This window comes from Hoeflea sp. TYP-13, assembly GCF_040932035.1.
Classification (GTDB): Bacteria; Pseudomonadota; Alphaproteobacteria; order Rhizobiales; family Rhizobiaceae; genus Hoeflea_A.
Genome location: NZ_JBFRBB010000001.1, coordinates 628,424 through 646,650, shown reverse-complemented (window position 1 = coordinate 646,650; position 18,227 = coordinate 628,424). Strand labels below are relative to the sequence as shown.

Sequence of the window (18,227 nt, the reverse complement as noted above, 5' to 3'; positions counted from 1 at the left end):
CAATAATATCGAGGGAGGAGTAGACGGCATGCCGACCGCAGTCCGTAACGAGCTTCGCTTCATTTTGAACAGTGAAGTGGTGCATCTGCAAAATGTATCACCGACCCTCACGCTGCTTGACTATCTGCGTCTGCAAAGGCAACTGACAGGCACCAAGGAAGGCTGCGCCGAGGGCGATTGCGGCGCCTGCACCGTGCTCGTCGGCCGTATCGGACCGAAGGGGCTGGTTTACGAATCCGTCAACGCCTGCATTCGCTTCGTCGGCTCGCTCGATGCCTGCCACGTGGTTACCATCGAGCACCTGGCCGATCTCAACGGCAAGCTTCATCCCGTGCAGCAGGCGATGGTCGACTTCCACGGCTCTCAATGCGGCTTCTGCACACCCGGCATCGTCATGTCTCTTTATGGCCTGTGGCTGGAAACGCCCAAGGCCGACGCCGAGCGCATCGAAAAGACCCTGCAGGGCAATCTGTGCCGCTGCACGGGTTATGAGGCGATTCTCAACGCCGCTGAAGCGGTTGGCAACACCGACAATAGCGGCGACAAGCTTGTTGTGACCCACGAGGCAATTACCAGCAAACTCGCCGAGCTCAAGGACGGAAACCGGGTCGAAATCAGCTCACCGGAAGGCGATACAATCGTTCCGGCATCCGCCGACGATCTCGCCGCTGTGCTCGAGGCTCACCCGAATGCCACCGTGGTTGCCGGATCGACCGATGTCGGGCTTTGGGTGACCAAGCATATGCGAGACATCTCCCCGGCCGTCTTCATCGGCAATCTTGTCGATCTGCAGACGATCACTGAGGACGAGACCGGCATCACCATCGGCGCGGGTGTGACCTATACCGATGCCTTCGAGGCGATTTCCCGAAGCATCCCGACCATGGGCGGCCTTTGGGACCGCATCGGCGGCGAGCAGGTTCGCAACATGGGAACCGTAGGCGGCAACATCGCCAACGGCTCACCTATCGGCGACACGCCCCCGCCCTTTATTGCGCTCGGCGCAAGTGTCACCCTGCAAAAGGGCAGCGCTACCCGCACCATCGATCTGGAAGACTTCTTCATCGATTACGGCAAACAGGACCGCGCTCCCGGCGAGTTCGTCAAAGCGGTCCATATACCGAAGCTGCCCGAAGGCGACAAATTTGCCGTCTACAAGATTTCAAAGCGCCGCGACGAAGACATTTCAGCCGTCTGCGCCGCTTTCCGCGTCCGCCTCGATGCTGACGGAAACGTCGAAAGCGCCCGCTTTGCATTCGGCGGCATGGCCGCAACGCCGAAACGAGCAACGGCAGTGGAACAGACCCTGACCGGCAATCCATGGAACGAAGCCGAGATCGAAAGGGCGATGGCCGTTTTCGACCAGGATTTTACACCCTTGACCGACTGGCGCGCATCGGCCGAATACCGGATGCTGACCACCAAGAACCTTCTAAAACGGTTCTTCCTGGAAACGCAGGGACAGGCCGTGCAGGTCGTCCGGCACGCTAACGCATTGGCGGAGGTATAAATCATGGGACAGACCGTCAGCGCACGCAGCAGCAAGGAAATTTCCGGTGGCGTTCATACGCCGCGCCAGCACGATTCAGCACATAAACACGTTACCGGCGCGGCGGAATATATCGACGACATGCCGATGCCAGCCGGTGCACTGCACGGCTATCTCGGGCTATCCGAGCGCGCCCATGCGACGATCAAGTCGATGGATCTGGATGCGGTGCGCGCAGCACCGGGCGTTGTCGACGTCCTGACCGCCGCCGACGTCCCACACAACGATATCAGCCCAACGGCCCGAGACGACGAGCCGGTGCTTGCCGACGGCTACTGCGAGTTCTACGGCCAGCCGCTCTATGCGGTTATCGCGGAAACCCGCGAGGCGGCGCGCAATGCAACGCAGCTCGCGAAAATCGAATATGAGGACCGCGACCACAAGACGGATGTTATCGACGCCATGGCTGCGGACTATCCGCATGTCACGCCGCCGCTGAAGCTGGAAAACGGCGATGTCAAGACGGCGATGCAGTCCGCCGCCAACCGGCTTTCCAGTGAAATGCGCATTGGCGGCCAGGATCACTTCTATCTGGAAGGCCATATTGCCATGGCGGTGCCGGGCGAAGACGACGAAGTGACGGTCTATTCGTCCACCCAGCATCCGAGCGAAGTCCAGCACATGGTGGCACACGCGCTTAATGCGCCGTCGAATGCCGTGACCGTCAATGCACGGCGCATGGGCGGCGGTTTCGGCGGCAAGGAAACGCAGGGCAACCAGTTTGCTGCGATTGCTGCGATTGCCGCCAAGCGCCACAACCGCGCCGTCAAAATCAGACCGGATCGCGACGATGACATGATCGCGACCGGCAAGCGCCATGATTTTCACATGAAATTCGAGGTCGGGTATGACGACGAGGGCCGGATCGAGGCGCTGGAAGCGGTCTTTGCCGCGCGTTGCGGCTTTTCATCCGATCTTTCGGGGCCGGTGACCGACCGGGCGCTCTTCCACACCGACAATTGCTACTACCTGCCGAATGTCCTCCTGACCTCGCGGCCAATGAAGACGAACACCGTTTCCAACACTGCATTCCGCGGCTTCGGCGGCCCGCAGGGCATGCTTGGCGGCGAGCGTGTGATCGAGGAAATCGCCTATGCGGTCGGCAAAGACCCGCTGGAAATCCGCAAGCTGAACTTCTACGGCGAGACCGACCGCAACGTCACCCCCTACCACCAGACGGTGGAGGACAACATCGTTGCCCGCATTGTCGGCGAGCTTGAAGGCTCGTCCGATTACCAGGCCCGCCGCAAGGCGATCATCGAGTTCAACAAGACAAGCCCTGTGATCCGCAAGGGCATCGCGCTGACGCCGGTCAAATTCGGCATTTCGTTCACCGCCACCTGGTATAACCAGGCGGGCTCTCTGGTGCATGTCTACCAGGACGGCTCGATCCACCTGAACCATGGCGGCACCGAAATGGGCCAGGGCCTCAACACCAAGGTCGCGCAGGTGGTTGCCGACGAATTCCAGGTGGATCTCGAGACCATCCGCATCACCGCGACCTCGACCGGCAAGGTGCCGAACACATCGGCAACCGCCGCGTCGTCCGGCTCCGACCTTAACGGCATGGCCGCTGCCAATGCCTGCGATCAGATCAAGACCCGGCTGGTCGCCTTTGCCTGCGAGCACTATGGCGTACCGGAAGATCAGGTCACATTCGTTCCGAACCACGTGCAGGTCGGCAACCAGTTGATCCCGTTCCCGGATTTCATCAAACAGGCCTATATGGCCCGCATCCAGCTTTCGGCCGCCGGCTTCTACAAGACACCAAAGATCCACTGGGACCGTGAGAAGGGCCAGGGACGGCCGTTCTTCTACTTCGCCTATGGCGCATCGGTGTCGGAAGTGTCGATCGACACGCTGACGGGCGAATACCATGTCGACCGCGTCGACATCCTCCACGATGTCGGCCGCTCGCTCAATCCGGCGATCGATATGGGCCAGGTACAGGGCGCGTTCATTCAGGGAATGGGTTGGCTGACGACCGAGGAACTCTGGTGGGACGACAACGGCCGGCTGCGCACCCATGCGCCGTCGACCTACAAAATCCCTCTGGCCTCCGACAGACCGAAGGAATTCAACGTTCAGCTCGCCACCTGGTCGACCAACCGGGAGCGCACCATCCGCCGCTCGAAAGCTGTCGGCGAACCCCCATTCATGCTGGCCAATTCCGTGCTCGAAGCGCTTTCGATGGCGACAGCCAGCGTTGCCGATTACCGCGTCTGCCCACGCCTCGATGCGCCGGCGACGCCGGAGCGCATCCTGATGGCCGTCGAACGGCTGAAACAGGCCTGACCATGGCTTCGCGCGCAAACCGGCTGTCGCAGTTTTTCGACACTAACAGTCCGGTCGTGCGCGTCGAGGTGGCCGAGGCACTTGGCTCAACGCCAAGGGAGACCGGCGCGTGGATGCTCGTTTCCGAAAGGGGCCTTTTCGGCACCATCGGCGGCGGACAGCTTGAAATGATGGCGATCACGCAGGCCCGCGATCTTCTTGAAAGCGGCAAGGCTTCCGGTGAGATGAACGTTCCGCTGGGGCCGGAAATCGGCCAGTGCTGCGGTGGCCGCGTTGCCCTTTCCCTCGACCGGCTAGACGGCAAATCCATCGACGATCTCAAGGAGCGCGCCCGCAAGGACGATGACGCCCTGCCCCAGGTTTACATCTTCGGCGCAGGCCATGTCGGCAAGGCGCTGTCGCAGGCGCTCAGCCTGCTGCCCGTGCGGGCGATCCTGGTCGAAACCCGTCAGGACGAACTCGATACGGCAACGGCGGACGTTGAAAAGCGCCTTGCGGCAGTACCTGAAAGCCTCATTGGCGATGCGGCGCCGGGTTCTGCCTTCGTGGTGCTGACCCACGACCACGCGCTTGATTTCCTTATTATCCAGACCGCGCTTGCCCGCAGGGACGCCGCCTATGTCGGCATGATAGGCTCGAAGACCAAGCGGGCGACCTATCATAGCTGGCACCGAAAAAACGACGGCGACCCGGCCGATTGCAATCGCCTCGTCTGCCCCATCGGCGGCAGCGATGTCAAGGACAAGCGTCCGCAGGTTATTGCGGCGCTGGTGGCCGCCGAGATCATGACCGCGCTGCTTGGTTGAGTGCCCTTCCCCGCGCTCCAAACATGAACGCGAATTAATTTTCAACTGCCACATTCTCTCCCAACATAAGAATGGAACGGATGGTCCCGTGCCATGCGGGGCTGTTCAAACCATGAAAGGAGACTGTCATGATTAAGGATTTTGCTCGCCGCAGGATGGACCAGATCGATGGTGAAATTCGCAAACTGGTCGACGTTCAGGACGCTCTGACCAGAGCTGAGGAAGAGCGTCTTAACAGGCTCGACCGCGCCCACAGATTCTGGCGAAACATGGCGGCTTAATTCCGCTCGGATGAAAGGGCCTGCTTAACCGCATGGCCCTTTATCTTGCACATACACCGCTGCGATTTGCCGCCGCTGGTGCAGCTTGAATTCCCGGTCAAAACGTTTTCACTCACCCAGCTTTATCAGATGCTGGTAGGTGAATTGCACCATTATCCAGACCGCGCTTGCCCGTGAAGACGCCGCCCATGTCGGCATGATCGGCTCCAAGACCAAACGGGCGACCTATCATAGCCGGCACCGGAAAAACGACGGCGACCCGGCGGATTGCGATCGTCTCGTCTGCCTCATCGGCGGCAGCGATGTGAAAGACAAGCGCTTGCAGGTTATTGCGGCACTGGTGGCCGCCGAAATCATGACGGTTCTCATTGGTTGCGTGCCCTTCCCGGCGCTCCAAACATTACCGCGAATTAATTTTCAACTGCCTTATTTGGTTCCCACCTTTCAATTGCGAATGATGGCCCGCCCTTTGTTTCGGGCCGTCTTAACCGAAGAAAGGATGATGACATGATCAAATATGTTGCTCGCCAGAGGATGGATGCGATCAATGCCGATATCCGGCAGTTGGTTGCCGATAGCGACCGGCTGACAGGGCGTCAGCACGAGCGCCTGGAGCAGCTCGACCGCTCCTATAAATTCTGGCAATACATGGCGAGCTGATCTCGCCTGGATGCAAGGGCCTTCGAAATCGCAAGGCCCTTTATCCTGCAGTCTGCCGCCGCATCCCCTTTTGCAATGGCTGCTAATGCAGCTTGAATTCCCAGTCGACGCGTTTCCACTCACCCGGCTTGATCAGATGCTGGTGAGTAAACTGCACCGAATGGATCGGACCATCCAGGTTTTCCTGCCAGAAATCGATAAAGCCGTGGAGTTTCGGAAAATCCGGGGCAACATCGTATTCCTGCCAGAGATAAGACTGAATAACCGTCTGATAGTCCGGCATGCGATAGAAGATTTGAGCCGTTGTCAGGCCGTGCCCGGCCAGCATCAGCTCCATTTCACTGGTGATCATCCGCTCCTCCCGAATGCACCTCTCAACGAATCAATTATCTCGCGAATCACCGTTTTTCGCAACGCGTATCACGAATTATTGTTTTGAATCAGATTGTTGGCACTCATTGAGAAGGAGTGCTGATGGGGTGGTCGTGTGGTGCACCATCCGTCAGGCCGACATTCGGCTCCCGTCGGCTTGCGGCCCTTAGCTGCCGATAAACCCTCTAGGAGTCAAAGTCCGCTTCGCGCCCCATTTCTGACATTCAGTCTGTGTGCACGCGGGTCCGAAGGCGGTCGTAGCGCTCGTCCCCTTCGATTAACACGATATCGGAGCGTCGAAATCATTGCGACATCTGTCGATGCATCGTAAGCATGCAGTCATGTCTATCGCAGCAATATCGAAACGGATCTGGTCCCTTTGCCACGTGCTTCGTGACGACGGAATAGTCTATCATAAATATCTGTCAGAACTGACCTATTTGCTCTTCTTGAAGGCGGCCTCTGAAGCCGGCAAGGAAGACCTTCTGCCTGAGGGGCGTCGCTGGAAGGACTTAACCTCACAACCCAACTCCAACATGCTAAGCTACTACCGCAAAATGCTGACGAGCCTCGGTGAAGATGCAAAAGAACAAATAGTCCGGGATATTTTCCGTTTCCCGACAACGGTGTTCAATCATGAGGAGAATTTGCGCAAAGTTGTGGAGGGTATCGACGCGATCAACTGGCATGAGGCGCTCTCGGATGGGCTCGGTGCCGTCTACGAAAGCCTCCTTCAACGCAATGCATCTGAAGCCCGTTCCGGGGCCGGACAGTATTTCACTCCGCGACCGTTAGTGGACGCGATGGTCCAGGTGTTGCAACCGGGTCTGGGCGAGACAATTCAAGACCCAGCTGCCGGTACGGCCGGATTTCTCATTTCAGCACAAACATACATCATCGAACGATACGATAACGCTGCCTATGCTCGCAATCCACCCCACTTCCAAGCGGTCGAGATCGAAGGGGACACGTACCGCTTGTGCCTCATGAACATGTTTTTGCACGGAATGGACGGAAAAGTCATACATGGCGATGCGCTAACACATGATGTCGACGAGCTCACTTCGCCCGACGTGATTATCGCCAATCCGCCTTTCGGTAGCAGCGTTGGAGGGGCAAGGGCACGGCGAGATGACTTACCCTACAGGACATCTAACAAGCAGTTTATGTTCCTTCAGCGCATCGTTCATTCTTTGCCAGCCGGCGGTCGAGCCGCCGTCGTGTTGCCAGACAACGTCCTGTTTGAAGAAAACGTCGGACGCGAAATTCGCACCTGGCTGATGGATCAATGCTACCTGCACACCATCTTGCGGTTGCCGGTCGGGATCTTCTATGCGCAAGGCGTCAAGACGAACGTGATCTTCTTCACGAAGATCGGCGAGGAAGCGACCAACTCGACCAAAGAGGTTTGGTTCTATGACATGCGCGCGCAGATGCCGAGCTTCGGCAAAACGCGTCCCCTTACCAATGAAGATTTTGCTCCCTTTATCAAGGCGTTTGGCGATGATCCATTTGGCAAATCCAGGCGCAAGGATGAGGGCGAGGAAGGCCGCTTCCGCAAGTTCACGCGCGGGGAGATCGCCGCTAGAAACGACAATCTAGACATTAGTTGGCTACGTGAGGACGAAGGAGAGGCCGAAGAAGTCCTAACCGAGCTCGACGACATTGCAGCGGCCATTTTGGGCCACCTCAGGTCCGCAATAGATGAGATCGAAGCCGTGACGGAAGGGCTAGCTGAGACGGAGGACGCTGAAGCATGAGCAGCCCATCGCCCCAATCTTTTGGCCGGACCATCCAGCTGTTTCTAGTCGACGGAACGCCCAACGGTCTTCGCAAAGCCACCATCCATGGTTGGACTGGCCTCACATTCGTCGCCACTGGCACCACTTTTGCTGCGCTTACTTCGCGGCCCGAACTCGACCGAACCGGCATCTACATTCTGTCCGGACCTGACGTCGAAGCCGTAGGCGGGACGCGGGCCTACATAGGATCGGCAAATAGCGTCCGCGAGAGGATCAAGCAGAGCGCCCAACAGCGGGAATTTTGGGAAACTGCGATTGCTGTAACGACAAGCGATGATGACTTGTCCAAGGGTCATGTTGAGTATCTGGAAGCCAGGCTGATTCAGATGGCGTCAGATGCAAACCGAGTAACGCTCGACAACGGAACAAACCCTGCTGGTCAGCGCCGTCGCCTGCCTGAGGCTGACCAGGCCAACATGGAGCAGTTTCTCGCAAATCTGAAAATTATTCTGCCCGTGGTCGGACTAGACCTCCTGAAACCGCAACCACGTGCCGTGGCACAAGCGAGCACACCGGTCGAGCAGCGTACCGCGCATGAGACCACTTTCGAAATTCGCCACAAGTCGGGCGTTAGTGCGGAAGCTGTTGAGGAGGATGGTGAGTTTGTCGTCCTCGAGGGCTCGCAAGCGCTCATGGACACTGGCTATGTTCAACAGAGCTACGGCACCCTTAAAGTGAACCTGGTCAAACAGGGTGTCTTGGTGCCTGGCGCTGACGGGAAGCACGTTTTTGCCAAGCCGTACAGTTTCAACAGTCCATCAGCCGCAGCAGCCGTAGTTCTTGATCGTAACAGCAACGGCCGCACCGAATGGAAGGTGAAGGGGCAAAAACGCACGTATCATGACTGGCAACAGGCACGCATTAGCTCTGACGAGGCCGAACATTGAGTGCTCTTCCTGAGACTTGGGAACATGCTCCGATCAGCGAAGTTGCGGAGGTCAATCCCCGAAAGGACGTAGAACTGACTGGCGATGACTTGGTGTCGTTCGTGCCGATGGCTGCAGTCGATGAAGTCTCGGGTACAATAGCTACACCTATCGATAGACCATATAATGAGGTCTCGAAGGGATTCACACATTTCCGAGATGGGGATGTCATCTTCGCCAAGATTACGCCTTCCATGGAGAACGGCAAATCAGCGGTTGCCAGCAACCTGACGAATGGTACGGGCATGGGGTCTACAGAGTTCCATGTTTTCCGCACCAATGGGACAATAAAGCCTGAATACTTGTGGCATTATGTACGGCAAAAGACGTTCCGAGATGATGCGCAAGCGGTTATGTCCGGTGCAGTTGGGCAGCAGCGCGTTCCTGCGGATTGGCTGAAGAAGCATCTAATCCCACTCGCCCCGCTCCCCGAGCAGGGTCGGATTGCAGCGAAGGTGGATGGGTTGACCGAGCGCACCGCCCGCGCCCGCAAAGACCTAGACCGAATCCCCATCCTCATCGCTCGCTACAAGCGGCGCGTACTTGAATTGGCCGCTCTTGGCGAGCTGACGAAGGATTGGCGGAAGAACATCGAGCGCGAGGGATGGAATGAAGTCACCGTTGACGAGGTAGCTGAGACCACCTTTGATGGCCCGTTTGGATCAAACCTGAAATCCGCCGATTACGTCGCGAAGGGCGTTCGCGTAGTCAGGCTAGAAAACATTGGAAGCCTCTCCTTCATCCGGGAAAAAGAAACATACATTTCCAAGAAGAAGTATGAGGGCTTGAGGCGCCACACGCTCCAGGCAGATGATGTCCTTTTCTCATCCTTCATTGCTGAAGAAATCAGAGTTTGTCGCCTCCCCGACGATCTTCCGACTACCGCAATCAACAAGGCCGACTGCTTCTGCGTCCGCCCGAACACGGACCAATGTCTGCCCGCATTTCTGACGTACCGTTTGGCTGCACCTCAAACCTATGATGTTCTGAAAGATTCCGTCCACGGCGCGACACGGCCGAGAATTTCTCTGAAGCAACTCAAAGCCTTCAGGTTCGAGTTGCCATCAATCGACGAACAACAGGAAATCGTTCGCCGAGTTGAATCCGCGTTTGGCTGGCTCGATCGTTTGGCCACCGATCATGCGGCTGCCGAACGCCTACTACCCAGACTTGAAGCCGCGATCCTCGAAAAGGCGTTCCGTGGCGAACTTGTGCCTCAAGATCCGAATGATGAGCCAGCCAGCGAGCTGCTCGAGCGCCTCAAAGCGGAGCGCGCCGCCGCACCCAAAAAGAAACGGGGTCGCAAACCTGGCATACCAATGGCGCCTAGGGAGACAAGAACGATGGCAAAAAACCTTCAAGAAGCTCTTGCAGAAGCTGGAGGTTGGATCTCTGCGCAAGACGCATTTCAGAGCTGCGGGATCGGGCCTGGCGCTTCAACGGAAGAAATTGAAGCGCTGTACGCAGAGCTTCGGCGTCTGGATAAAGATGGCAAACTCGAGACGGAGGCAGTCAACGACAAGCAAGGACGCAAGCTTCACGATCGCCTTCGCTTGAAGGCAGCATAACGCTCATGCGCTTGGATAAGATCACGATTGGGAGTCCAAAAGATAGCCCCACCCATAGGTTCAAGAACCTGAAAGACGTCACGATCGACTTTGATCAGGACCACTGGATCACTGTTGTCATCGGTTGGAATGGGACAGGGAAATCCAATGTCCTCGAAGCACTGACAATCATTTTCCGCGACCTAATTCAGAGTAGCGAGAAACCTAGCAAGCCCAAGAGACCCGTTATCGCATTCAACTTGAGCTATCGAATGGGCAGTGGCGAAGATACTTTGTACATCAATGTCGACGCAGATCCTGACCGCGCTCAGGAACCACTTATCATCCATGTCGCTACTGAAGGCGAAGCAAGAGGCGACGGGACGCTCACGCCTTTCATAGAGGGTGAGCCAGAAACGTCAGCGCTCAGAGGGAAGAAGCTATCGCTCAAGGCATTCTTCGACGAGCCAGCCAAACACCTACCCCACTATGTCTTCGCCTATTACTCGGGTGAGAGTGAGCGGCTCTACGAGGTGTTTAAGCCATACCTGGAAGGCTTCGATAGGCAGCTCCGCCAAGGCAAGGATCCTGGCTTGAAGCGTCTGTTCTATGCCTTGCCTGTACATAGCCAGTTTGTCCTATTGGCATTTTTGATCCAGCAATCTGACGACGTACGCGATTTCCTGGCCGACCATCTGGGCATTGATCCGGAGGAAGGGATTGAGTCGGTACTCTTCGTACTTCGGCAGCCTCCTTGGAATTCGAAAGAGGGAGACCCGAGATTTTGGTATGCGAAAGGCGTCGTCGCTGATTTCCTGAGCCGCCTCCAAGATATCGCTCTTGCTCCTATCGAGACCCGCAGAAGCGTTCCAGTTTCCCTTTGGAACAACAAGAAGCTCGAATTCAAATATCTGTTTGTGAAGGATATCGCGTCACTGAAACAGCTGGTCGGGGAGCAAAGACCTGCGGAATTCTTTCGCGACCTGGAAAGCACCCATGTTTCTCAGCTGATTGAGGAAGTGCGCATTAAGGTGCGCCTCAAAGGGGATGACGGAACAGTCACTTTTCGAGAATTAAGCGAGGGGGAGCAGCAACTTTTCACTGTACTCGGTCTTCTCAGGTTCACCGCGGAAAGTGAGAGCTTGTTCCTCCTGGATGAACCAGACACACATCTCAATCCACGTTGGGCTGTCGATTATCTAGGATATCTGCGGAGGTTTGCGGGTGAGGATGGTGGTGAGCGCGACGACAACCATATTCTCCTGACTACTCACAACCCCATGGCAATTGCTGAACTGGTCAAAGAGCAAGTCCAAATTCTTCGCTTGTCAAAGTCAGAAGACGGTCGCCAGATAATCGCCGTGCATCCCGAGTTGGACCCTAAAGGTCTGGGCTATGCTGCGATCGTTACCAGCGACATGTTTGGGATCGCATCAACGCTTGACCAGCCGACTCAAGAGTTACTCGAAAAGCAACGGATGTATGCCGGCTTTGAGCAATTAACCGAGGATCAGCAAGCTGCACTCGATGTCATCAATGAGAAGCTTGATCGCCTCGGTTTTCGCTTCTTTCATCCCGATGCTGAATACTCGCGCTATCTGCGAATTCGAGGGGCGCTATTGCGCGAAAGATTCGAGACCGATGAAATTGACGAGTTGGTCGAGAACACGGTCTCGTTGTCTCGCTCCGAACGGGAGGAGATTGCGACAAGACTCATCTCCGAACTTCTCGAAGCGGAAGCATCCGACACCGAGGCGAGCGAGTGAGAAGCATTAATCTCAATCTTCTTGTGCTCCCTGATGACTGGCTCGCAAGAGCCGCTGCAGCAAAAACAGCTGTAGAGGCTGGTGATAATCCAGATGACCATGCTGACGTTTGGAGAGATCTCAAACACAATCTGGCCGACTTATTCCCTGATGAGAAATGCTGGTATTGTGAAACAAGGTGTTCGCGTGACGATAATGCGGTCGATCACTACCGCCCGAAAGGTAGAGTCCATGACGCAACAAACCCTCACTCCGGCTATCGATGGTTGGCATTTGATTTTAGAAATTTTCGCTACTCCTGCAGGTTCTGCAATGAGCGTCGAGTAAATGTGAAGGGCGACACCGAGGGAGGAAAAGCTGACCGCTTCCCTCTGCTTGATGAATCAAAAAGGGTCTACACTGAGGGGCCGTGTGACGAAGAACAGCCCGTTCTCCTCGACCCTTGTGATCCTACTGATTGGAGGCTGCTCGGCTGCAAGCTCGAAAATGGGAAACCTTGCTCAACTTCTCAGGTTGCGGTCGAGAAACAACGGGTTGAGGCATCGATTGAGATTTTTCATCTGCATCATGAACCAACTTGCAAGGCGCGACATGCTGAGGCTGTTCGTTTTGTCCAGTTAGTTCAAGAAACCAAACAGCTTTACTTGAAGATAGGAACAGGGCCAGCGGGCCATCAGCGTTTCAAGCAAAAGGCTGCGGAGATTCTTGCGGCAATGGACCGATCAACTGAGTACAGCGGCGAGAAGCACTTTCTTTTGCGTGCTGAGCGAGCCAGTGAACACCCTTGGATTCAAACCTTGCTTGAAGCTTGATTGATCGGCTGCGGAGCCCGTAAAATCGATTGCCGTTACTTTTTTAGTAGCATCTGCTGTTTCTGACTGCTGGACGCGGCCCTTCAAAGGACAACTTTCCTCATACCACTGCTAGTACCAATCGTTCTGCAATTGGCCCCGGAGCAGACATTTGTGCTAAATGCAGGGAACGGCCGCTTCCCCCCCAAAACGGTCATTAAACCGCCAACCGGCGAATTGCGGTAATAGTTTACAAAATTCCCACATGAGCACCGGCACGGTGGTCCGATTGGAAACCAAGAAATCCGTCGCCACAGTCCTACCCGGCCCCGACAACCAGCAATGACCGAATCTCGGTAATCAGCGCCGCCTCGCCAATCCCGATGTCGGTCCTCACATTGACCAGCCGGCCCACACCCAGCGGATAGCCCTCCGCCATGCCGCTCATCCAGGCAGCGACTTCGTCATAGGTGCGTTCCGCATCGAGATGTCCCGGGTGGCGGTTTCTGCCGGTGAAGCGTCTTGCGGCGATATCCGGCGGGCAGATGCAGTTTAACTCGATGATCCGCTGAAACGCTTCTTTCACCCAGGCCGTGGGTGTTCCCGATCCTGGTGTTGCGGCCGATTGCCAGTGCGAGACCAGGACGACAAAATCGTACCGCCTTGCTTCGGCTTCGAACAAATCGTTGCTTTCGTTGCTCAACTGGCGCCGCCATGCCTGATCGCCGATACCCCGCTGCTCGAACAGCTCTTCAAGGAAATCATCCTTGTCGAGGCACGGGATATCAAGGAGGTGCGCAACGGTCCAGCCCACCGTCGTCTTGCCGCTCGCAGGCAGTCCACCCACAAGAATCGCCGTCTTTGTCATGCAGCGATGCTAACGGCCACAAGCTCTGCGGACAACGCCCCGAAACGGCTCTTGGTCGACATGGGTTATTCAGTTTTTCGCGACGTTGCACGCACTTAATTCGTACAATGTACGACCGCGCAGCCTTTCAGGTGACCGATGCCACCAAGCGAAGTTGCCAAAGTATTTTTTCGTGGTGATTAAAGTCGTTTTGTATTTGCGAACAGTGTAATGCTTGGTTAGGTTGCCAATTTCATGCAGTTCTAAAGGGAGATACTGAATCATGGCAGGAAAGTTTGAACTTTACAAAGACAAGGCTGGTGAATTCCGGTTCCGCCTCAAGGCGGGAAACGGACAGATCATCCTTGCAAGTGAAGGTTACAAACAGCGCGCGAGTGCTGACAATGGCATCGATTCTGTGCGGAAAAACGCTCCCGACGACACGCGGTACGAGCGGTCTGAAACAAAGAACGGCAAGTACAGGTTCAATCTCAAGGCAACCAACGGCCAGGTCATCGGGACAAGCGAATCCTACGAAAGCTCGTCGTCACGGGACAATGGTATCGAATCCGTAAAAACCAATGCGCCTGCGGCAAAGCTTGAAGACCTCACCTGACCGGGTGCCTGCCCTTCCAAGGCCCTTTGGGCTCGGAACCGATTTTCGTTGCTTTCAGAAATCACGGGCTCGTTGCCGATGTAACACCCTCGCCGCAATCGAACTGACTTGCCTCGGAAGGCAGTGTCTGCTGCCTTCCGAGTGATTTGGGTCAGGAAAAGACCACGCCGTTCTCGCTCATCGGCAGGCTGGAGACCCGAAGGTCGTTGCTGGCCGCTGCTATGGCATTGGCAAGTGCCGGCGACGCAGGCGGCGTGCCAGGTTCGCCGACACCGGTCGGCGGCTCGGCGGAGGGCACGATGTGCACCTCGATCGCGCCAATGTCGCTGATCCGCAACGGCTCGTAATCCGGGAAGTTGAACTGGTCGACTTCTCCGCCCGTCAGGGTGATCTTGTCGCGCATCACGTGGCCGATACCGTAGCCGATGCCTCCTTCCATCTGTGCCTTGACGACATCCGGGTTGACCGCAATGCCGCAGTCCACAGCGCAGGTGACCTTTTCGATGCGCACGCCGTCCTCAGCGTTGCCCGAGACTTCAACCACCTCGGCAACGTAGCTGCCGAAGGATTTGTGCACGGCAATGCCCTGCGAGCGGCCGGAAGGCGCTTTGCCCCAGTTGCCCTTTTCGGCGGCCAGTTTCAAAACGCCGGCCATGCGGTCCTGGTCCTTTTCGCCATTCAGATGAGCCAGGCGGAACTCGAAGGGATCCCGGCCGGCGGCGGACGCCGCCAGATCCATCATCACCTCCATGACATAGGCTGTATGGGTGTGACCCACCGATCGCCACCACAACAGGCTCGTCGCCTTCCTGGTGTCTGTCAGGCCGACGAACTGACCGGGAATGCGATAGGGCGTATCCGAGACACCTTCGACCGAGCTGTGGTCGACACCGTCATGAACGGTCAGGGCTTCGAACGGGGTTCCCTTCATGATGGACTGGCCGGCGATGCGGTGGTCCCAGCCGACAATATTGCCTTCTTCGTCCAGGCCGACCCGAACCTTGTGACCGAAGGCGGGACGATAGCGGCCACCGGTTATGTCGTCTTCGCGCGACCACACCAGTTTTACCGGCCTCGTGCGATCCGTCATGACGAAGGCCAGGGCGGCCTCGACCTGATAATCGGCATCCGGAGTGGCGCGCCGGCCGAACGAACCGCCGGCGAGCATGGTGTTGATCTGCACCTTTTCCATCGGCAACTGGAAGATCTGCGCCAGCGCCGCATGCGGCCCGGTCGGGAACTGACAACCGTCATGCAGCAGAATGCCGCCATCTTCCGTTGCTTGAATAGTGCAGTTGAGCGGCTCCATCGGTGCATGGGCAAGAAGCGGGAAGTAGAATGTCTGCTCGACCACCCTGGCAGCGCCGTCGAGGGCCGAATTAATCGCGCCCTGATCGTTCTTGAGCACGTTGAATTCCGGCTCGGCTTCAAGTGCCGCCATGATCTCCGCCTTGATCTCGTCGGAGCTGCGGTTTTCCGCTTGGCTCAGATCCCATTCGACCTCCAGCGCCTCACGGGCCTGAAGGGCGGCCCAGGTATTTTCGGCGTAAACGGCAACGCCCGCCTTGTTGGGCAGGATCGCGGCGTTGATAAAGCCCTTGACGGCCTTTGCGCCGCTGTCATCCATGCCAACGGCCAGCCCGTCCTTACGCGGCGGCCGCTTGATGACCGCAACCATCTGGTTGGGCAGGTGAACATCCATTGCGTATTTGGCCTTGCCGTTGGATTTGATCGCCGTGTCGAGACGGCGCACACCCGGATTTCCGATCAGCTTGAATTCACCCGGATCCTTCAGTTTCGGCTCAGCCGGCGGCTCCATCGCCGCGGCCATGGCAACAAATTCGCCGATAGGCGCCGACCTGCCGGCACCGACGACAATGCCTTCTTCGATTGCCAGGGATGATGCATCGACACCCCATTCTTTGGCTGCGGCGGAAATCAGCATTTCACGGGCGGCGGCCCCGGCCTGGCGATACTGCATGAACGAATTCGCCATGGCTGTTGATCCGCCGGTGCCCTGGAACTGGCCGAAGAGCAGGTTGTTGTAGACCTGCGGGTTTGACGGTGCGAACGTATAGTCGATCTGGTCCATGCGCAGGCCGATTTCCTCGGCAATCAGCGTCGGCAGGCCGGTTGCCGGGCCCTGCCCCTTCTCGAAATGTTTCACAATGGCCGTGACGGTTCCGTCCGAACCGATCTTGACAAAGGGATTGAACATTTTGCCTTCGGCTGAACCGGCGGCGAGTGCTCCATTGGGGCGAACACCGACCATCAAGACGGCGGTGGTGGCTGCGGCGCCTTTTAAAAAGCCGCGACGGGATGTTTGGACTGTCATATCAGCCCTCCATGATTTCTGAAGCGCGCTGGACGCCGGCGCGGATGCGTTGATAGGTGGCGCAGCGGCAGGCGTTGCCCCACATATATTCATCGATTTCCGCAACACTCGGTTTGGGGTTCTCCTTCAGGAGACCGACCGCCGACATGACCTGGCCGGACTGGCAGTAGCCGCATTGCACCACATCAAGCTCGACCCAGGCCTGCTGAACGGCAGCGGCCTCTTTGGATTCAAGCCCCTCTATGGTGGTCACTTGAGAATCGCCCACATCCTCGATGAATGTCTGGCAGGAGCGTACCGGCTCGCCGTCGAGATGCACCGTGCAGGCACCGCACGAGGCCACGCCGCAGCCGAATTTAGTTCCGGTCAATTTCAGTTCATCCCGGATGACCCACAACAAGGGGGTTCCGGGCTCGGCCTCGACGCTGTGCGCTTTGCCGTTCAATTGCAGTGAATATTGCAAGGCAATTCTCCTCAACGGTGATTTGGGGTGGGGGTGTAAACGGGTTGCAGATCGGCAATCTGGCTCGAACCGAAAAATCTCCCTCGCCCGGTCGGCTGGCGCCGGCCTGCGGCTACTTGGATTTTGTACTTTTTTACAATAATAGTCGTTTTGTCTAAATTTGACAATATCAAACTTTTTGTCAATAAGCCGATTATGAAGAATCGCGAGCAAATCATTGAGGCGGCAATACGCGTCATCTCGCGCTACGGCGTTAAGCGCACCACCATGAACGACGTGGCGGAGGAAGCGAACATCGTGCGCCAGACGCTCTACAACGCCTATGCCAGCAAGGAAGATCTGCTGCGTGCAACAATCAGATACGGGGGCGAACAGTCCCTGGCCGCGATCAAGAGCGAATGCGCCGAGGCAACGAGTTTGAGCGAGAAACTCGACATCGTCTTCGAACACTCCGTGGTCAAGCCGTTCGAATGGATCCACGCGTCACCCGAAGCCGCAGACATCATCGACGGGTTCAACGATGCGGCCCGCGACGAGCTAGCAACGTCCTATGAGCACAAACGCGCCGAACTCCAGACCATATTGGAGCCCTATGGCAAGCAGATTGAGGCAGCGGGTCTGAATGTACGCGATCTGTCCGACTACATTCAAAGCGCCGCAAAGGGCGCCAAGGGCAACGCCAAGGACAAAGACCACCTATTGAAGCTGCTCAAATCGCTCAAGCTGACGGTCCTGGCTTTGGTGGAGGACGGCAAATCCGGTTGACAACGGGGTGCATTGCTGGTCGGCAAAGTGTTTTGCGAACAGCGGTTTCTTCGGCAATTCGAAACTTTGTTGTGAAAACCCCTCAGATTGCAGGATTGCGAGACCGCTGCCGCAAAAGTAGTGTGAGCTGCTCTTTGTCCGCGCCCCTTCAAAAACGGTGCAAAGCCTCGTTGACGGACCAGGTTGAGCGCTGGCGGGCAAAGGGCATCGGTCACCGCAGCCGTTCCGCTAAAAACCCCTTAGATTGCAGTATTGCGGCACTTCTATCGCATAGGTAGTATAAATTACTCCTTGCCCGCACCCTATTCCCAACCGGTGCCCTCCCAAGCCTTGCTCCGAAGGTAAAGCACCCCCCGGGCAAGGAGTTCCAGGAAGCCAATGCGAACAACGGTCATCTTTGCCTCGC

At 56.9% G+C, this 18,227-nt stretch carries 16 protein-coding genes and 1 pseudogene; 13 read left to right on the top strand and 4 right to left on the bottom strand.

The annotated features are described in order from the left end of the window. The first annotated feature begins 28 nt into the window (after positions 1 to 28). From xdhA to ABVT35_RS02910, 6 genes and pseudogenes are all read left to right on the top strand, one after another. Positions 29 to 1,510 (top strand): xanthine dehydrogenase small subunit, encoded by a 1,482-nt coding sequence (gene xdhA, locus ABVT35_RS02935; protein WP_368466260.1) that lies wholly within the window; start codon positions 29 to 31, stop codon positions 1,508 to 1,510. A gap of 3 nt (positions 1,511 to 1,513) precedes the next feature. After that, positions 1,514 to 3,844, top strand: coding sequence for a xanthine dehydrogenase molybdopterin binding subunit (gene xdhB, locus ABVT35_RS02930; RefSeq protein ID WP_368464780.1), 2,331 nt, complete (start codon positions 1,514 to 1,516; stop codon positions 3,842 to 3,844). Positions 3,845 to 3,846: 2 nt separating this feature from the next. Then, on the top strand, positions 3,847 to 4,650 hold the full coding sequence (gene xdhC, locus ABVT35_RS02925; protein ID WP_368464779.1) for a xanthine dehydrogenase accessory protein XdhC: 804 nt from the start codon (positions 3,847 to 3,849) through the stop codon (positions 4,648 to 4,650). A 128-nt stretch (positions 4,651 to 4,778) separates the two neighbouring features. Then, on the top strand, positions 4,779 to 4,931 hold the full coding sequence (locus ABVT35_RS02920; protein WP_368464778.1) for a hypothetical protein: 153 nt from the start codon (positions 4,779 to 4,781) through the stop codon (positions 4,929 to 4,931). A gap of 163 nt (positions 4,932 to 5,094) precedes the next feature. After that, positions 5,095 to 5,292: pseudogene (locus ABVT35_RS02915) on the top strand (XdhC family protein); the annotation flags it as partial. A 146-nt stretch (positions 5,293 to 5,438) separates the two neighbouring features. Further along, positions 5,439 to 5,591 carry a hypothetical protein gene (locus ABVT35_RS02910; RefSeq protein ID WP_368464777.1) on the top strand — a complete coding sequence of 51 codons (153 nt, stop codon included), beginning with the start codon at positions 5,439 to 5,441 and terminating at the stop codon, positions 5,589 to 5,591. An 82-nt stretch (positions 5,592 to 5,673) separates the two neighbouring features. On the opposite strand, the gene ABVT35_RS02905 is transcribed toward ABVT35_RS02910, so the two are convergent. Further along, entirely contained in the window at positions 5,674 to 5,943 is a 270-nt protein-coding gene (locus ABVT35_RS02905; protein WP_368464776.1) for an usg protein, read from the bottom strand. Positions 5,944 to 6,304: 361 nt separating this feature from the next. Between ABVT35_RS02905 and ABVT35_RS02900 the strand changes: the two genes are divergently transcribed. Genes ABVT35_RS02900 through ABVT35_RS02880 form a run of 5 tightly spaced genes read left to right on the top strand, consistent with a single transcriptional unit; the run spans position 6,305 to position 12,816 of the window. Then, the gene (locus ABVT35_RS02900; RefSeq protein ID WP_368464775.1) at positions 6,305 to 7,723 is read left to right on the top strand and encodes an N-6 DNA methylase; all 1,419 of its coding nucleotides are present in this window, start codon (positions 6,305 to 6,307) and stop codon (positions 7,721 to 7,723) included. Further along, the gene (locus tag ABVT35_RS02895; protein ID WP_368464774.1) at positions 7,720 to 8,652 is read left to right on the top strand and encodes a GIY-YIG nuclease family protein; all 933 of its coding nucleotides are present in this window, start codon (positions 7,720 to 7,722) and stop codon (positions 8,650 to 8,652) included. The genes ABVT35_RS02900 and ABVT35_RS02895 overlap by 4 nt, the downstream gene beginning before the upstream one ends. Next, positions 8,649 to 10,259, top strand: coding sequence for a restriction endonuclease subunit S (locus ABVT35_RS02890; protein WP_368464773.1), 1,611 nt, complete (start codon positions 8,649 to 8,651; stop codon positions 10,257 to 10,259). The genes ABVT35_RS02895 and ABVT35_RS02890 overlap by 4 nt, the downstream gene beginning before the upstream one ends. A gap of 5 nt (positions 10,260 to 10,264) precedes the next feature. Continuing rightward, complete coding sequence (locus ABVT35_RS02885; RefSeq protein ID WP_368464772.1) at positions 10,265 to 12,004, top strand: AAA family ATPase; 1,740 nt, start codon at positions 10,265 to 10,267, stop codon at positions 12,002 to 12,004. Then, positions 12,001 to 12,816 (top strand): hypothetical protein, encoded by an 816-nt coding sequence (locus ABVT35_RS02880; RefSeq protein WP_368464771.1) that lies wholly within the window; start codon positions 12,001 to 12,003, stop codon positions 12,814 to 12,816. Before ABVT35_RS02885 ends, ABVT35_RS02880 begins: the two co-directional genes overlap by 4 nt. Before the next feature lie 298 nt (positions 12,817 to 13,114). Here ABVT35_RS02880 and ABVT35_RS02875 read toward each other — a convergent pair whose 3' ends face one another. Further along, complete coding sequence (locus tag ABVT35_RS02875) at positions 13,115 to 13,663, bottom strand: AAA family ATPase (RefSeq protein WP_368464770.1); 549 nt, start codon at positions 13,661 to 13,663, stop codon at positions 13,115 to 13,117. A gap of 262 nt (positions 13,664 to 13,925) precedes the next feature. Between ABVT35_RS02875 and ABVT35_RS02870 the strand changes: the two genes are divergently transcribed. Continuing rightward, the gene (locus ABVT35_RS02870; RefSeq protein ID WP_368464769.1) at positions 13,926 to 14,258 is read left to right on the top strand and encodes a YegP family protein; all 333 of its coding nucleotides are present in this window, start codon (positions 13,926 to 13,928) and stop codon (positions 14,256 to 14,258) included. 151 nt (positions 14,259 to 14,409) lie between these two features. Here ABVT35_RS02870 and ABVT35_RS02865 read toward each other — a convergent pair whose 3' ends face one another. Both ABVT35_RS02865 and ABVT35_RS02860 read right to left on the bottom strand, forming a co-directional pair. After that, positions 14,410 to 16,593, bottom strand: coding sequence for a molybdopterin cofactor-binding domain-containing protein (locus ABVT35_RS02865; protein WP_368464768.1), 2,184 nt, complete (start codon positions 16,591 to 16,593; stop codon positions 14,410 to 14,412). 1 nt (position 16,594) lies between these two features. Beyond that, on the bottom strand, positions 16,595 to 17,056 hold the full coding sequence (locus tag ABVT35_RS02860; protein ID WP_368464767.1) for a (2Fe-2S)-binding protein: 462 nt from the start codon (positions 17,054 to 17,056) through the stop codon (positions 16,595 to 16,597). A gap of 195 nt (positions 17,057 to 17,251) precedes the next feature. On the opposite strand from ABVT35_RS02860, the gene ABVT35_RS02855 reads away from it, so the two are divergent. After that, positions 17,252 to 17,821 (top strand): TetR/AcrR family transcriptional regulator, encoded by a 570-nt coding sequence (locus ABVT35_RS02855; RefSeq protein WP_368464766.1) that lies wholly within the window; start codon positions 17,252 to 17,254, stop codon positions 17,819 to 17,821. Positions 17,822 to 18,227: the final 406 nt, after the last annotated feature.

Bases quoted from the DNA above. Each gene is read 5' to 3' on its own strand.
- ABVT35_RS02875 (WP_368464770.1), bottom strand. From the start codon at position 13,663: ATGACAAAGACGGCGATTCTTGTGGGTGGACTGCCTGCGAGCGGCAAG.
- xdhC (WP_368464779.1), top strand. From the start codon at position 3,847: ATGGCTTCGCGCGCAAACCGGCTGTCGCAGTTTTTCGACACTAACAGT.
- ABVT35_RS02910 (WP_368464777.1), top strand. From the start codon at position 5,439: ATGATCAAATATGTTGCTCGCCAGAGGATGGATGCGATCAATGCCGAT.
- ABVT35_RS02855 (WP_368464766.1), top strand. From the start codon at position 17,252: ATGAAGAATCGCGAGCAAATCATTGAGGCGGCAATACGCGTCATCTCG.
- ABVT35_RS02895 (WP_368464774.1), top strand. From the start codon at position 7,720: ATGAGCAGCCCATCGCCCCAATCTTTTGGCCGGACCATCCAGCTGTTT.
- xdhA (WP_368466260.1), top strand. From the start codon at position 29: ATGCCGACCGCAGTCCGTAACGAGCTTCGCTTCATTTTGAACAGTGAA.
- ABVT35_RS02885 (WP_368464772.1), top strand. From the start codon at position 10,265: ATGCGCTTGGATAAGATCACGATTGGGAGTCCAAAAGATAGCCCCACC.
- xdhB (WP_368464780.1), top strand. From the start codon at position 1,514: ATGGGACAGACCGTCAGCGCACGCAGCAGCAAGGAAATTTCCGGTGGC.
- ABVT35_RS02905 (WP_368464776.1), bottom strand. From the start codon at position 5,943: ATGATCACCAGTGAAATGGAGCTGATGCTGGCCGGGCACGGCCTGACA.
- ABVT35_RS02900 (WP_368464775.1), top strand. From the start codon at position 6,305: ATGTCTATCGCAGCAATATCGAAACGGATCTGGTCCCTTTGCCACGTG.
- ABVT35_RS02920 (WP_368464778.1), top strand. From the start codon at position 4,779: ATGATTAAGGATTTTGCTCGCCGCAGGATGGACCAGATCGATGGTGAA.
- ABVT35_RS02865 (WP_368464768.1), bottom strand. From the start codon at position 16,593: ATGACAGTCCAAACATCCCGTCGCGGCTTTTTAAAAGGCGCCGCAGCC.
- ABVT35_RS02870 (WP_368464769.1), top strand. From the start codon at position 13,926: ATGGCAGGAAAGTTTGAACTTTACAAAGACAAGGCTGGTGAATTCCGG.